Annotated in this window: 10 protein-coding genes; 8 read left to right on the plus strand and 2 right to left on the minus strand. The window is 74.2% G+C overall.

Going from position 1 to position 15,283, the window contains the following annotated elements:
• The first annotated feature begins 128 nt into the window (after positions 1 to 128).
• The 3 genes from VIW71_RS15800 to VIW71_RS15810 all read left to right on the plus strand — a co-directional run bounded on the left by VIW71_RS15800 (position 129) and on the right by VIW71_RS15810 (position 5,359).
• Positions 129 to 1,340, plus strand: coding sequence for an AI-2E family transporter (locus VIW71_RS15800; protein ID WP_331622914.1), 1,212 nt, complete (start codon positions 129 to 131; stop codon positions 1,338 to 1,340).
• A 235-nt stretch (positions 1,341 to 1,575) separates the two neighbouring features.
• On the plus strand, positions 1,576 to 3,813 hold the full coding sequence (locus VIW71_RS15805) for a protein kinase domain-containing protein (RefSeq protein WP_331622915.1): 2,238 nt from the start codon (positions 1,576 to 1,578) through the stop codon (positions 3,811 to 3,813).
• A 346-nt stretch (positions 3,814 to 4,159) separates the two neighbouring features.
• Entirely contained in the window at positions 4,160 to 5,359 is a 1,200-nt protein-coding gene (locus tag VIW71_RS15810; RefSeq protein WP_331622916.1) for a glycosyltransferase, read from the plus strand.
• 502 nt (positions 5,360 to 5,861) lie between these two features.
• Here the strand turns inward: VIW71_RS15810 and VIW71_RS15815 are convergent.
• Positions 5,862 to 6,977, minus strand: coding sequence for a P1 family peptidase (locus tag VIW71_RS15815; RefSeq protein ID WP_331622918.1), 1,116 nt, complete (start codon positions 6,975 to 6,977; stop codon positions 5,862 to 5,864).
• A 578-nt stretch (positions 6,978 to 7,555) separates the two neighbouring features.
• Between VIW71_RS15815 and VIW71_RS15820 the strand changes: the two genes are divergently transcribed.
• From VIW71_RS15820 to VIW71_RS15840, 5 genes are all read left to right on the plus strand, one after another.
• Positions 7,556 to 9,556 (plus strand): DUF7594 domain-containing protein, encoded by a 2,001-nt coding sequence (locus VIW71_RS15820; RefSeq protein ID WP_331622919.1) that lies wholly within the window; start codon positions 7,556 to 7,558, stop codon positions 9,554 to 9,556.
• A gap of 143 nt (positions 9,557 to 9,699) precedes the next feature.
• Complete coding sequence (locus tag VIW71_RS15825; protein WP_414720754.1) at positions 9,700 to 10,128, plus strand: hypothetical protein; 429 nt, start codon at positions 9,700 to 9,702, stop codon at positions 10,126 to 10,128.
• Between the two features lie 121 nt (positions 10,129 to 10,249).
• The gene (locus VIW71_RS15830; protein ID WP_331622922.1) at positions 10,250 to 10,384 is read left to right on the plus strand and encodes a hypothetical protein; all 135 of its coding nucleotides are present in this window, start codon (positions 10,250 to 10,252) and stop codon (positions 10,382 to 10,384) included.
• Between the two features lie 35 nt (positions 10,385 to 10,419).
• Entirely contained in the window at positions 10,420 to 12,009 is a 1,590-nt protein-coding gene (locus tag VIW71_RS15835) for an amino acid adenylation domain-containing protein (RefSeq protein WP_331622923.1), read from the plus strand.
• 136 nt (positions 12,010 to 12,145) lie between these two features.
• Complete coding sequence (locus VIW71_RS15840; protein ID WP_331622924.1) at positions 12,146 to 13,450, plus strand: benzoate/H(+) symporter BenE family transporter; 1,305 nt, start codon at positions 12,146 to 12,148, stop codon at positions 13,448 to 13,450.
• A 201-nt stretch (positions 13,451 to 13,651) separates the two neighbouring features.
• On the opposite strand, the gene VIW71_RS15845 is transcribed toward VIW71_RS15840, so the two are convergent.
• Positions 13,652 to 15,226 carry an FAD-dependent oxidoreductase gene (locus tag VIW71_RS15845; RefSeq protein WP_331622925.1) on the minus strand — a complete coding sequence of 525 codons (1,575 nt, stop codon included), beginning with the start codon at positions 15,224 to 15,226 and terminating at the stop codon, positions 13,652 to 13,654.
• Positions 15,227 to 15,283 lie beyond the last annotated feature (57 nt).

Consider the following 15,283-nt stretch of genomic DNA (forward strand, 5'->3'; position numbering starts at 1 on the left):
CGCAATCCACCACATCCGGTCGGTACGGATTTCCGGACGTCCGGGCCGTGTGAAGGGCCGGGACCGGCGCCCGGATCATCACCGTTGCCGGGGTAGACACGAGGCGTCCGTCGCGAGGAGACACCGCCATGTCCGAAAGCCCGGCCGCCGCGGCACCGGAAGTGGGTGAGGAGGCGGCATCAGCCGCTCCGGCGCCGGCCGAGGCGGCGCCGGCCGGTGTCCCGCCCACTGCCGGCTTCGGCACCGGCGCCGGTGCCGAAGCCGGTGCGGCCGTGCCGACCGCGCGGCGGGCCGGACGCGGGGTCCCGGCGTCGCCCGGCCGGCGGTCGTGGTTCGGAATCGGCTTCGGGACCGGCCTTGGCGCCGTACTGGCCTGGGTGCTCGTGCAGACCGTGCTGCGGATCGGTGAACTGCTGACACTGCTGCTGCTCTCCGTGTTCATAGCGGTCAGCCTGGAGCCCGTCGTGGCCTGGCTGTGCCGGCACGGACTGCGCAGGGGCTGGTCCGTGACGGCCGTGGTGGCCGGGTTCGCCGGCCTGCTGGCCGGGTTCGTGGCGCTGGTGATCCCGCCGGTCACCGCGGCCGCCACCGCGCTGGCCGACGCGGTGCCGCGCTGGCGTGGACAGTTGCACGACCACCACTCCACCCTGGGCCGGCTGGAGGACCGCCACCACCTGATCGAGAAGGCGCAGGAGCAGCTCGGCCCGGGCGGCGCCGCCAGGCTGGCCGGCGGCGTGCTGGGCGCCGGCCAGCTCGTGATCAGCGCCGTCACCTCGACCGTCGTCGTCATCACGGTGACGCTGTACGTCATGGCGGCGCTGCCCGCGATCAAGCGGTTCTGCTACCGCTTCGTGCCCGGCACCCGAAGAGAGCGCGTGGCGGCGGTCACCGAGACGATCCTGGCCCGCGTCGGCCGGTTCATGCTCGGCAACCTCGTGACCTCGGCCATCGCGGGCCTGGCCACCTTCGTGTGGTGCGCCGCGGTCGGCGTCCCGTACCCCGCCGCGCTGGGCTTCTTCGTGGCCGTGATGGACATGATCCCGGTGGTCGGCTCCACGGTCGGGGGCGTGGTGGTGAGCCTGGTCGCGCTGTCGGTGTCGCTGCCGGTCGCCGTCACCACCGCCGTCTTCTACGTCGGCTTCCGGCTGGCGGAGGACTACCTGATCATGCCGCGGGCGATGAAGTACGCCGTGGACGTGCACCCGGTGGTGACCGTGATCGCGGTCCTCGTCGGCGGCTCGCTGCTCGGCGTCATCGGCGGCCTGGTCGCCATCCCGGCCGCGGTCGCGCTCGGCATCGTGCTCGACGAGTACCTGTTCCCGCGCACGGACGCGGCCTGACCGGGGGGACGGAACCCGTGCGGGCGGCTGCTTGTGCCGCGCGTCCGGAACCGGAACCGGTTCACGCGGCGTCCCTCCGCTGCGGAACCGGTGCCGCCGAGCCGGCGGCCGCCGCCACCGGGGCGGATGGTGCCGCAGGGACGGCCGGGGCGGTACGAAACATGCCTGTTCCCCCCGAATTTGACGGGGCCGCCGACCGGCGATAGGCAGGTGCGGTCACGTGGGAGCGTGACAGATGGGGGGCATCATGAAGCCGCTCGAACCGGGCGATCCCACTTCGGTCGGGCAGGGCCGCTATCGGCTGGTCGGCCGGCTCGGCCAGGGCGGCATGGGCGTGGTCTACTTCGGGCGCTCGCGGTCCGGGCGGGCGGTCGCGGTCAAGGTCGTGCGGCCCGAACTGAGCACCGAGCCGGGGTTCCGGCGCCGGTTCGCGGACGAGGTCGAGGCGGCCCGCAGGGTCGGCGGCTTCCACACCGCGCCCGTGGTGGACGCGGACCCGCACGGCGAACCGGCCTGGCTGGTGACCGCGTTCGTACCCGGTCCGACGCTGCAGTCCGTGCTCGCCCGGGTCGGCGCGCTGCCCGCCGACACGCTCACCGTGCTGGCGGCCGGGCTCGCCGAGGCGCTGGAGGCCATCCACCGGGCCGGGGTGATCCACCGCGACCTGAAACCGGCCAACATCATCGTCGCGGAGGACGGCCCCCGGGTCATCGACTTCGGCATCGCCCGCGCCCTGGACGGCACGGCGCTGACGCAGACGGGGTTGCAGATCGGCACGCCCGGCTTCCTCGCACCCGAGCAGCTCACCGGCGGCATGGTGACACCCGCGGTGGACATGTTCGCGCTGGGCGTCGTGCTCAGCCAGGCCGCGGGCGTCGCGCCCTTCGGCGACGGACCGTCGGCGGCCCGCCACTACCGCGTGGTCCACGAGGAGCCCGATCTCACCGGCGTCCCGGAGGAGCTGCGCGCCACGATCGAGTCGTGTCTGGCGAAGGACGCGCGCTCCCGCCCGACCCCCGCCGCGCTGCTGTCCGGTCTGACGGTACGCCTTCTGCCGGACGGCGAGTGGTTGCCGGCGGCGGCGACGGCCCTGCTGCCGAAACTCACCGAGGACAACGCCGCCCCCGGGCCCGCCACACCGACCGTGGAACCGGCCCCGCAGAGCCGGCCGGGTCCGACGCACCCCTGGTCGTTCCAGGCGCCGTCCACCGCGCCGGAGGCGGCCCGTCCCCGGGCGGTCGCCGCCCCGGCCGTCACCGTCCCTGGCGGTACGCCACCGCCTGCCGCCGAAGCCGCGGCCCCGACGCGGCCGACCGAGCGCCTCGACACCCCCTACCCGCCCACCGCCGGCCCGGGGTCCGCGCAGGGCTCCTTCGGGCCGCCCACCGGAGCGTACGGACCGGCGACCGGCGGGCCCGCGGTCGTACCACCGCCCGGCATCGCGCGACCGGAGCCCGGGCGGCGGCGCCGTACTCCCGTCGCGGTGGCCGCGCTCCTCGTGGCGGCCGCCGTCGCGGGCGTCGTGGTGTGGCAGCCGTGGGCGGACGGTTCTCCGGGCGACACCGGCGCGGGGTCCTCGGCGAAGGCGTCCGGGTCGGCCGGCGCGTCGCCCTCGGCCTCCGCCTCCGCCGCGTCCGGCCCGGCCGCCTTCCCGACCGCGCCGCTGCTGGTCCGGCAGGACGTGGCGCCGGGGTGGCCGCAGGAGTGCCACGGCGTGATCGCGCTGCGCGAGGCCGCCACCGACGAGCCGCGGCAGGTGATTCCCGGCGGGATCTGCGACATCCTGCCGGTGTGGTCGCCGGACGGCACGCGCTTCGCCTTCACGCGCGCGGCGGGCGACGACTCGGCGGTGTGGGTCGCCGCGGCGGACGGCGGGTCGGCGCGGCAGGTCGCGCGGATCTCCGGCGGGCGGGTGTCCTGGTCGCCGGACGGCACGCGGCTGGCGGTGATGCGCACGACGAACGGCGTGACACAGGTCTACTCGGTGAACGTCGCGGACGGCTCCGCGACGCAGATCACCACCGGCACCGCGCCCGTCCAGGATCCCGCGTGGTCGCCGGACGGGAAGCGGATCGCGCTGTGCCTGCAGACGGCGCCGGGCCTGTGGCAGATCCACCTGTTGGATCTCACGAACCCGGGCGGCACCCCGCTGCGGGTCACGAACGGCTCCCGGCGGGCCCTCGACCCCGTGTGGTCACCGGACGGCAGGTACCTGGCGTACACCTACGGGAAGCCGGAGGTGGGTACGCAGGGCGACATCCGGCTGGTCCGTCCGGACGGCACGGGCGACCACGCGCTGGCGGCCAGCGGCGACCAGGAGATGGACCCGGTCTGGTCGTCCGACGGGAAGTGGGTGGCCTATGTGCGCGGCCCGGTCACGACGCCGGCGGTCTGGGCGATCCGCGCCGACGGCACGGGGGCGCGCAAACTGACCACCGGCGACCGTCCGGAGGGCCATCCGTCCTGGCGGTGAGCGACCGGGCCGTCCCCGCACCCAGGTCGTGGTGCCGCCCGGTGCGCGGTGGGGCGGGTGGCTCGGTGGGCGTGCTCCCATGCGACCGGGCGCACGATCCGGCGCCGATCCGGCGGACGGCCCGAGCGTCGGGCCGAAAACGCGAGCCGCAATTCCCTCCGCGCGATCGGGTAACCGGAAGGAGCCCTTCTCGCTATCCGACCGGCGACGTAACCGTATGCGTGCCTGCGTGAAATGCGGAATTCACACGGCGTCAAGTTTCGTCTGTTCCCATCGCGGCTAACCCGCTGCTCAAGGGGGTTCCGTAAATCTCCCGCAGCCGCGGGACGTCCGATGGGTGCGCCTTATGAGCGAACTGCGTGTGCTGTCGATCTACGAAGGGTTCTTTTCCGGCGGAGCCCGCATTCTCCACAGTGACGTCGTGCTGGGCCTGCACGGCGGTCCGCAGCGACACGCGGTGCTCAGTATCCAGGGCGAGATGCACCGGGAGGCGACCCGGCAGCGGATGGAGGACGACGCCTGCTACCGGGCGCTGCGGAACGCGGGTGTGACGGTCTCCGCGCTGCGCCACGGCCCAGAACCGGGCGGGCTGCCGGAGGTCTTCAGCGCGCCCGAGTTGGCGGCGACCGCCCGCGCCGCGGCGGCGGCGGACGTCGTCCTGTCGCTGAAGGAGCAGCCGCTGGCGCTGCTCAACCACGCGGGGTTGCCGTACCGGCCGGTCGTGGCCTGCCTGCACCGGTCCGACCCGGAGAACCAGGGTCCGGCCCTGGACGCGCTGCTCGCGGGCATCGCGGCGGGCCGGGTGCGGGCCTGCGTGTGCTGCGCGCACTCCACGCGGGAGGCGTACGCGGCGGCTGGCGTCCCGGCCGAGCTGCTGCACGTCATCCCCAACGGCGTCGACCTGCTGCGCTTCCGGCCGGACCCGGTCCGGAGCGTCCTGCTGCGCACGTCGCTCGGGATTCCGGTCGGCGCACCCGTGATCGTCTTCGCGGCCCGGTACGCCGAGATGAAGAACGTACCGCTCTTCCTGCGCGCGGCCCGGCAGTACCTGCGGCGCGAGCCCGGCGGGCACGTCCTGATGTGCGGCGCCGGCATGACCGCCGCCAACCCGGAGCTGCGCGCGGACATCGCGGCGGCCCTGGGCGAGGAACCGTGGCTCGCCCAGCGGATGTCGCTGCTGGGGGTACGCCTGGACATGGAGGCGGTGTACGCCGCCGCGGACGTGGTGTCGCTGACGTCGTCCTCGGGCGAGGCGGCTCCGCTGTGCCTGATCGAGGGCATGATGTGCGGGGCGGTGCCGGTGGCCACCGACATCGGTGACAGCGCGGCGCTCGTGGCCGGGCACGGTTTCGTGACCGCACCCGAGCCCGAGATGATCGCCGCCGCGTGGGCCGAGGCCGCGGCCCGCACCGCGGAGTTCGCCCCGGCGCTGGCGCGCAGTCGTGAGCGCTTCAGCCGCACCCGCATGGTCGCGGAGTACGGCGCGCTGATCGAGCGGGTGCACAGCGGGGCGGCGCTGGCCCCGCTGCCGGAGCCGCGGGTCTAGTGCCGCGTCGGTCGCGTCGGTCGCGTTGCCAGGGTTCACCCCGTCGCGTCGCCCGGCACAGCGCCTCGCGGCGTTGCCGCACCGACCGATCAGGCCCGCTGCGAGGCCGGTCCGGCGCCTTGCGACGCACCCACCGGACGCCGCTCCCTGACGGGCACACCCTGACCGACGCGGCACCAGGAAGCGGGGTCTCGTCGGCCCGCGGGCCGGGGTCGGCCCGCGGGTCCGGGTCCCCCGCGGGTCCGGGTCCCCGGTGGGTTCGGGGGTCCCCGGCGGCGGTTCCGCCTCCGCCTTCTGTTCGAGCAGCCGCAGCCGTTCGTCCCAGGTGTCCTTTCTCTCCGGGGAACTGGCCGGCGGGGGAACTGGCCGGCCGGGCCCGGGAACGAGTACCACCGGAACCGATGAGTCACCGCCGTCCCGCTTGTCCGGCCGGGCGACAGCACACGCCACCGGACGCGCTGACGCCGCTCACCGCGCCAGGTGGTGGTGAGCATGATGATGGTCAGCGCGTTTCTGGAGAGCTGAGGCCGTACGCATCGCGATAGGACGGGAAGGCGCCGCCCGGCCCGTCCACGCTCTCCGCCGCGAGGACGGCGTGCAGGACCGCCCGGGTGACGGTGTCGGCGCCCGCGGCGAGGACGTCGTTGGCCGCGCCCGCCTCGGCATGGACGCCGAACGCCGGGTCGGCCGGGGCCGGCCGGTCCCGTGGCACGAGCGGGCGGCGGCCGGTCGCCATCGCGAAGACGGTGTCGCCGTCGGAGAGCAGATGCACGGGCCGTACCGCGCGGGCCAGCCCGTCGTGCGCGGTGCCGGCCAGCTTCTGCGCCTGGGCGCGGGTCAGCCCGGCGTCGGTGGCGACCACGGCGAGGGTGGTGTTGAAGGGGCGCGCCCGCGCGGCGGCCAGCCGTTGCCGCGCGCGTTCCACCGTATCGGCGGGGAGCGGGCCGCCGACCGGCCCGAACTCGGCGCTCCAGCCGGGCCAAGCACCCCACAGCGCGCCGGTGTCCGGGTCGGCCACCGAACCGGCCGCGTTCACCACGGCCAGCGCGGCCACGGTGGTCCCGGAGGCCAGCACCCAGCTGGCGGTACCCACGCCGCCCTTGATCCCGCCCGCGACGGCCCCCGTACCGGCGCCGACACAGCCCTGCGGGACCGGCGCGCCCTCCTGCGTGGCGGCGGCGGCCTCGACCGCCGCGCGGCCCATCGCCCGGTCCGGGCGTGCCGACCACATGCCCCCGCGCCCCAGGTCGAACAGCGCCGCCGCGGGCACCACCGGCACGACCTGCCCGGGGCCGCCCACCGGGAAGCCGCGCCCCCGCTCCTCCAGCCACCCGACCACCCCGGACACCGCGTCCAGCCCGAAGGCGCTGCCGCCGGTCAGCACCACCGCCTCGATCCGCGGTACGAGATTGCGCGGGTCCAGCGCGTCGGTCTCCCGGGTACCGGGTCCCCCGCCCCGCACGTCCACCGCGGTCACCACCCCACCCTCGGGGGCGAGCACCACGGTCACCCCGGTCAGCCACCCGCCCCCGACGCGCTGTGCGTGCCCGACCCGCAGCCCCCGCACGTCCGTGAGCCCGTTCCGCGCACCCGGCCCCGGAATCACCGTCTCCCGCACGTCCTGCCTCCGTCCCGCCGCGTTCACCCACCTGACCGGGACGATCATCGCCCCGTCCGGACCACGATGCGGCCCGGACGCCGCCGCTTCCGTCCGGGCCCGTGCTGATCGGCAGCGATGTCTCGGCCTCCGCCGGCGGGAGCATGCTCGCCCGTAGGGCGCGGCCTCGGCCGCAGCGACGACCGCGCTGTCCCCGTGCCTTCGGCGGCGGCCGGACCGGGACGGGCTCGGCCTGCTCGACCGGGCCGTCGGGCCGTCGGGCCGTCGGGCCGTCGGGCCGCGTATCGACGCCCCCGGCCCCGGCGACCACCGCCGCCGGTGAGGTACCGGCCGCCTGCCGGGCGGCCGGGACACCGCACCTCACGCCGCGCGACGGGCAGGCGCTGGTCGTCCACGGGGTTGCGGACCACGTGGTCCGACCAGGCGTTTTGGGGTTTTCCACAACCGCCGGGTCACCCCGTTGTCCGGAAAGGCTAACCTTGCGGCAGGTCGCGACCGTCAGGTCGCCGGAGGTCGGTGGGGGGCCCATGCGAAGGTCAGGTGCGGTCGTCGTCGCGGTGTCACTCGCGGCGGCTTCGATGACCGGTTTAACGGCGGTGCCCTCGGCGAGCGCGCTGACCGCCCCGGTGGCCATGACGGCGGACGACCTGCCCACCTGGCAGACGAACGGCGTGGTGTGGGCGCTGGCGCAGGCGAACGGCGTGGTGTTCGCGGGCGGCACGTTCTCGGCGGTGCGGCCGCCCGGCGCGGCGGCCGGGACCAGCGAGCAGAAGGCCCTCAACTTCCAGGCGTTCAACGCGGCGACGGGCACGCCAACCTCCTGCAGGCTGTCCTTCACGGTGGGCAGCGGGACGGCGACGGTACGGGCGCTCGCGGTGTCGCCGGACAAGTCGACGCTGTACGCGGGCGGCACGTTCGGCGCGGTCAACGGCGTGGCCGCGAGCAACCTCGTGGCGATCGACATCGCCTCCTGCACGGTCAGGACCACCTTCAAGGTCTCGGTCTCGGCCCAGGTGCGCGGTATCGCGGTGACCGCCGACACCGTCTACTTCGGGGGCAACTTCACCACGGTCGCCGGAAAGACCCGCCAGCGCTTCGCCGCGGTGAGCACGACCGGCGCGCTCAAGCCGTTCACGGCCAACGCCGACAAGGCGGGCAAGGCTCTGCTGATCAGCCCGGACGGCACCAAGGTGGTCCTCGGCGGCGACTTCGACACGGTGAACGGGGCGGGTTCGCACGCGTTGGCCGTGGTGAGCGCGGCGACGGGTGCGAACGTGAAGACGTACCCCGGCTTCATCCAGGCGACCTCCACCGTGCAGGACCTCGCAGCGGACACCACCGGCTTCTACACCGCGAACGAGGGGACCGGCGGCGGCGTGTTCGACGGCCGGATCGCGCTCGACTTCGGTGATCTGAACCAGCGTTGGCGGGACACCTGCCTGGGCGCCACCCAGTCGGTCGAGGTGTACAAGACCGTGCTCTACAGCGCTTCGCACGCGCACGACTGCTCCAGCATGGGCCAGTTCCCGCAGATGAACGACCGTCAGCATCTGCTCGCGGAGTCGGTGACCAGCCCCAAGCCGCTGCTGGGATGGTTCCCGGACACCGACGACGGCCCGTCCGGTACCGAGCGGATCGGTCCGCGGACGCTCATCACGGCCGGCAGCGGCGGCGTCGACTACCTGTGGGTGGGCGGCGAGTTCACCCGGATGGCCAGCAACGGAAACCGCCCGCAGCAGGGCCTGACGCGCTTCGCCAACACGCCGGACACCCGCGCGCCCTCGGTACCGCAGCAGGTCACCGCGACAACGGTCGGCGGCGGCGTGAAGATCGGCTGGCAGTCCAGTCTGGACCTGGACGACTCGGCGCTGACCTACCGGATCCACCGCAGCGGCACGCTGGTCGGCACGGTCAAGGGCAACTCCACGTTCTGGCAGCGGCCGACGCTCTCCTTCACCGACACCACGACGCAGCCCGGCACCACGTACGCGTACCAGGTGACGGCGGCGGACGGACCCGGCAACACCAGCGCCAAGTCCGCGTCGGCGAGCGTCGCGACTCCGGGCACGCCGACGTCCGCCACGGTGACGCTGGACGCCACCGCGGACGCCTACGTCAACGCCGCGGCCACGTCGGCGAACTACGGCGCGGACCAGCAGCTCGCGGTGCGCGGCAGCTCGGCGTACCACACCTTTCTGCGGTTCTCGCTGCCGGCCGCACCCAGTGGAATGGTGCTGAAGAGAGCGCAGCTGACAGTGCGTACCAGTTCGGACCCGAACGCAGGCTCCGCGGACACCCTCCCGGTGCGGGCGGTGACCGGCGGTTGGACGGAGACCGCGGTGACCTGGGCGAACAGACCGGCTCTCGATACGACCGTGCTCGGCTCGATCCCCTCGCCGTCCGCGGTGCAGACCGACTACTCTGCGACCCTCACCACCTCGGCGGTGAGCGCGCGGCTGGGCGGTGCGTACGACCTCGCGGTGACCTCGGCCGGCACCGACTCCGCCTGGTTCTGGTCGCGGAGCGCGCCAGGCACCTCGGGGCGCCCGCACCTCACCCTCCTGTTCGGTCAGCCGTGACCGGGGCGTGGAGGGCTGACACCCGAGCTCCCGGGGTGGGCGGCCGAGGGACGAGGCCACCCGCGCAAGGAACGAGCGGGAAGACCGACCGAGCCGGGACGGCCGCTCCGGCGGCCCGGACGGCGGCGGCCGCGATGGTGGCGGTGGCACTCCTCGCCGGCTGCGGCGGCGGTGGCTCGACGGACGCCGCGCGCCCCACGCCCGCCGCTTCGGCCACGGTGGAGCCGCCCGCCGCGTCGTCACCCGGGATCGGCCCCGACGGCACGGCGCCGACCGATCCGCCGAAGCCCGGCACGCCCGCGACCACGCAGGCGACCGTACCGAGGGCCCGGCTCACCCCCGCGACCGGCACGTTCACCGAGGCCCAGCAGGAGTACCTGGTGGGCAAGGTGCCCACGGGCATGGATCCTTCGGCGATCCTGCAGGTCGGCCTGGAGTCCTGCGACCGGATCGCCAACACGGCCGACGCCAGTCCGCGGCTCGCCCGGCAGGCCATCGAGGACGGCGAGATAGCGGACGCCCGGGACGCGATCACCTACCTGTGCCCGAAGTTCAAGACCCTCCTCGGCTGACGGTGGGGAGAGTTACGATGCCCACGCCGTTCCTCGCGGCGACGTACGTCCGTTCCACCGGCTTGCCCGGGGTCACGGCGCGGAGGCCGCGGCACCGCGGTCACGACACAGAAGGTGATGCATGGGCGCCCTGGCAGGCAGCAGCACCGATGCCCCCGCGGGGGTCCGGGAGGAGTCGCAGGCCGAGGCGGCGGTGAGGTGGCGGGGCGGGGCGTCCGGGACGGCCGGCGGCACCGCGGCCCGGGCCACCCTCTGAGCCGGTTCCGCCGGACCGTGGACGAGGGGTCGGGGGTGTCGGCACTGCGTCGGGTGACGGGTTCCGAGGCGGCACTGGAGTTGCACCGCCGCATCAACCGGACCTCGGTGGAGTATCCGCGAGACAGCGGTGTGCCCGCGCTGTTCGCCGAGCGCGCCCGGGAGCGTCCCGGCGCGCAGGCCGTGGTGCAGGGGGAACGGGCCCTGACCTACCGGGAGATGGACCGCCTGTCCAACGGCCTCGCGCTGGAACTGGCCGCGAACGGGGTCACGCCGGGAGCGACGGTCGGGGTGTGCGTGGCGCGCTCCCCGGAGCTGGTGGTGGCGCTGCTGGCGGTGCTGAAGTGCGGTGCGGCGTACCTGCCGTTCGACGCGGCCTGGCCGGACGAGCGGCTGTACGGCCTGTTCGCCGACGGCGACTGCCGCTGGGTGGTGAGCGATCTGCCGCTGGCCGGACGGCTCGGCGACCGGCGGCTGATACCGGTGGCCGGGGCGCCGCAGAGCACCACCGGCCCGGACGTCGAGGTGTCCGCGGACGCCATCGCGTACATCAACTTCACCTCCGGTTCGACAGGTCGTCCCAAGGGCGTGCCGATCCGGCACCGCGGGATCACCCGGCTGGTGTGCGGTGCCCGGTACGTACGGCTCGGCCCGGACAGCAGGCTGCTGCATCTGGCGCCGGTCACCTTCGACGCGGCGACCTTCGAGCTCTGGGGCGCCCTGCTGAACGGCGGCACCTGCGTGCTCTACCCCGACCCGCATCTGCGGCTCTCGAAGCTGGGGCGGGTGCTGCGCGAGCAGGACGTCGGCGTACTGTTCCTCACCACCGCCCTGTTCAACTCGGTGGTCGGGGAGAATCCGGACGCGCTGGACGGCGTGGGGACGGTACTGACCGGCGGCGAGGTCGCCTCGATGCGGCACATGGCCGAGGGGGTGCGGCGCTACGGGCCCGGGCGGCTGGTGCACGTCTACGGACCGACGGAGTCGACGACCTTCGCCACGTTCCACCCCGTGGACGCGATCCCGGCCGGCGCCGCCACGCTGCCGATCGGGCTGCCGATCCAGAACACCCGGCTGTACGTGGTGGACGGCGACCGCCTGTGCGAGGCGGGGCGGATCGGGGAGATCTGGCTGGCCGGCGACGGGCTGGCGCCGGGTTATCTGGGCCGCCCGGAGCTGACCGCGGACCGCTTCGTGGACCGGCTGATCGGCGGCGAACCGGAACGGCTCTACCGGACGGGCGACTTCGGCTTTCTGCGGCCGGACGGCGAACTGGTCTTCCAGGGCCGCAAGGACGACCAGGTGAAGGTCAACGGCTTCCGGATCGAGCTGGGCGAGATAGCCCACCACCTGGAGCTGCACCCGGCGGTCAGGAGCAGTTATGTCACTGTGCGGGCGCCGGGCGACCGGGCCGTGTGGGCGTTCGCGGTCACCGACGACGCGTCGCTCACGTCGAAGTCCCTGCGCGACCATCTGCGGGCGCGGCTGCCCGCGTACATGGTGCCGGCCCGTATCCATCTGTGCGAGGCGCTGCCGCTGACGGAGACGGGCAAGGTGGACCGGCACGCGCTGCTCGCCGCGTACACCGGTCCCCGCCGCCGCCCGGAGCCGCACCCGGACCGGTAACGGTCACGGTCGTCACCGCCGATCCAGTACGACGATATGGTCGGCGGGCGGCACCGCACCACGGACCAGCACAGAACAGGGGCTTCACCATGCGCTCATCGGCGGCCGGGCACTTCTTCCCGGACGAGGCGACGCGGTGACAACCGCTCGGCCGGTGACCCCGGGACAGGCCGGCGCCCGGTCCGGTCTGCTGCGTGCCTCGACCGCCGGGTTCGTCGCGGCCTTCGTCGGCTTCGCCAGCTCGTTCGCGGTCGTGCTGCAAGGGCTCGTCGCGGTCGGGGCGGACCGGACGCAGGCGGCGTCCGGGCTGATGGCACTGTCCGTGGCGATGGGCGCCTGCGGGATCTTCCTCAGCCTGCGCTCCCGGCTGCCGATCAGCGTCGCCTGGTCGACGCCCGGCGCGGCGCTGCTCGCCGGTTCGGCCACCCCGGACGGCGGTTTCCCGGCGGCCGTCGGGGCGTTCCTGGTCACGGGCGTGCTCCTCGTCGTCTCCGGCTGGTGGAAGCCGCTCGGCCGGTGGGTGTCGGCGATCCCGAAACCGCTGGCCAACGCGATGCTCGCGGGCATCCTGCTGCCGCTGTGCCTGGCGCCGGCGCACGCGGTCGCGTCGGACCCGGGCATCGGCCTCGCGGTGGTCCTCACCTGGGCGGTGGTCGGCAGCGTACGCCGGCTCTACGCGGTGCCGGCCGCCGTGGTGGTCGCGATGGCGCTGATCGCCACCACCACGCACATCCCGGCGGACTCCCTGGGCCCGTTGTGGCCCCACCCGGTACTGGTCGCGCCGCACGTCACGGCGTCCGCGCTGATCGGCATCGCGCTGCCGCTCTACGTGGTGACGATGGCGTCGCAGAACATCCCGGGCGTCGCCGTACTCAACGCCAACGGCTACGCGCCGGAGCCCGGGCCCTTGTTCGGCTGGACCGGAGGCTTCTCGCTGCTGTCGGCGCCACTGGGCGGGCACGCCGTCAACCTGGCGGCGATCACGGCGGCGCTGTGCGCGGGCGACGAGGCAGGACCCGACCGGGCACGCCGGTACCGGGCGGCGGTCGTCGCGGGCGCCGTCTACGTCCTGCTGGGCCTCGGGGCAGCCGCGGCGGTGGCCTTCGTCGACGCCTCGCCCCCCAACGTGATCGAGGCGGTGGCGGGCCTGGCCCTGCTGGGCGCGCTCGGCGGCGCGCTGACGGCGGCGCTGGCGGACGCGGGGCAGCGCGAGTCCGCGGTGGTGACGTTGGTGGTGACGGTCTCCGGCGTGACGTTCTTCGGGGTCAGCGGCGCGTTCTGGGGTCTGGCCGCGGGCGGCGCGCTCTACGCCGTACGGCACCGGCAGTCGCGGCGGGAGGCCGCGAGGGCCGCCGCCGCACCGGACGGGACACAGTGCGAGGACGAGCCGGAGGGCGGGGCCGCCGGGCTCCGGCTGTCGTCCGGCTCTCCGAGGACGTGACGGCCGGCGGCCCCGGGACGGCGAGGTGTGGCCCGCGGGCCGGAACGGCAGGGGCGGCGGAGGCGCGGGTTACGCGTCGCACGGTTCGGCGCGCCGGAGGCTGCCGGCGTCCGGTTCCTCGTCGCCCGGGAGGTACCGGTCGCCGGCCGGCATCCGTTTCTTGTTCTCGCCCATGGCTCAAGGCTCTCATCGCCGAACCTGTCACCCCTGGCGGTGCTCACCGTCAGCGGCGGCGGGCCGGATCGACAGGGCATGGTGGAACACGTCCCGCGGGTCCCACCGGGCCTTGACCGCCTGGAGCCGCGGATAGGCGTCCTTGTAGTACAGCTCGTGCCAGGGAACGCCGGAGGTGTTCCACTCCTCGTCGGCCAGATCCACGTCCGGGTAGTTGATGTAGCTGCCGTCGCTCGCCCCGCCCGGTACGGGGACGCCGCCGGTACTGGCGTAGACGTCCCGGTAGAGTTCGCGGATCCATCTGACGTGGGTGTCGTCCTCGTCGGGGTTCTGCCAGGTGGTGGTGAAGGCGGCCTTGAGGACGGAGTCCCGCTGCGGGACGGCCGTGGCTCCGGGCGCCACGGCGTTCACCCGGCCGCCGTAGGCGATCAGCGCGACGACGCCGCCCGGGTTGTGGTAGTCGGACCTGGTCAGGTGGTGGTGCAGGGCTTCGATCTGCGCGTCGGAGAAGCCCCTGCGCATGTAGGCGGCCTTGATCTTGTTACGGCCGATCATGTCGTCGCCGGCGACGACGGGCCAGCGGGTGGAGTGCAGCCAGGGCAGGGTGCTGGTCCGGCCGAAGCTGGGTGCCTTCACGCCCTCGGTCATGGCGGCCACGCAGTCGTCCAGCAGCCGCTGGGCGTCGGGGACGCCGGCGTCCATCCTGGCGACCAGCATGACGGCGCCCGCCTCGGCACGGGACAGGGCGAGGAAGCTGAACAGGCCGGTGTAGGGCGAGTCGGGGCCGCTGTGCTGTTCGAGCCAGGTTCCGTAGTTCTTCACCAGCCGGGTGAACGCCGCCTGGTCCAGGTGCGGCCACGGAAAGCCGGTGGCCCTGATCAGCACCTCGGAGGGCGGCCGGGGCAGCAGCAGTTCCGGGCGCGCACGGCCGGCCGCGACCAGCCCGTCGCCCTCCGGTGAGCGCAGCCAGTACCGGACCACGACGCCGAAGTTCCCGCCGCCGCCCCCGGTGTGCGCCCACCACAGGTCCCGGTGCGGGTCGGACGGCTCCCGGGTCGCCACCACGCTGCGCACGTCGCCCGAGGCGTCGGCCACGACGACCTCCACGCCGTACAGGTAGTCGACCACCGAGCCGAGCCGCCGGGACAGCGGTCCGTATCCGCCCCCCTGGATGTGCCCGCCGGCGCCCACCTCCGGGCACGCACCGCCGGGTATGGTCACGCCCCACCGGCGGAACAACTGCTTGTAGACCTGGCCGAGGGTGGCACCGGCCTCGACCACGAACGCCTCGCGCCCGCGGTCGAAGTCCACGGCCGACATGCCCGTCATGTCGACGACCACCTCGACGGCGGGATCGGTGACGAAGTCCTCGTAGCAGTGTCCGCCGCTGCGTATCGCCATCCGCTTGCCTTCGCGGACCGCCGCGCGGACGGCTGCGACCACCTCCGCGGTGGACGAGACCACGTGGATGCGCTCGGGTCTCCCCGCGAAGCGCAGGTTCTCGCCCCTGCTCAGGTCCCCGTACCGCGCGTCGCCCGGTAAGACGGTCCCGCCGTTGCCCATGTCCAGCCCCCGCTTCTTCTCCGGCTCGTACGGAAGCATCAGCGGCCGGGATCCTGGTGCCGGGCGTGCGCGGCACGCCCGGTGACCGCCGAGAGT

Source organism: Streptomyces sp. (assembly GCF_036524955.1).
Taxonomy (GTDB): Bacteria; Actinomycetota; Actinomycetes; order Streptomycetales; family Streptomycetaceae; genus Actinacidiphila.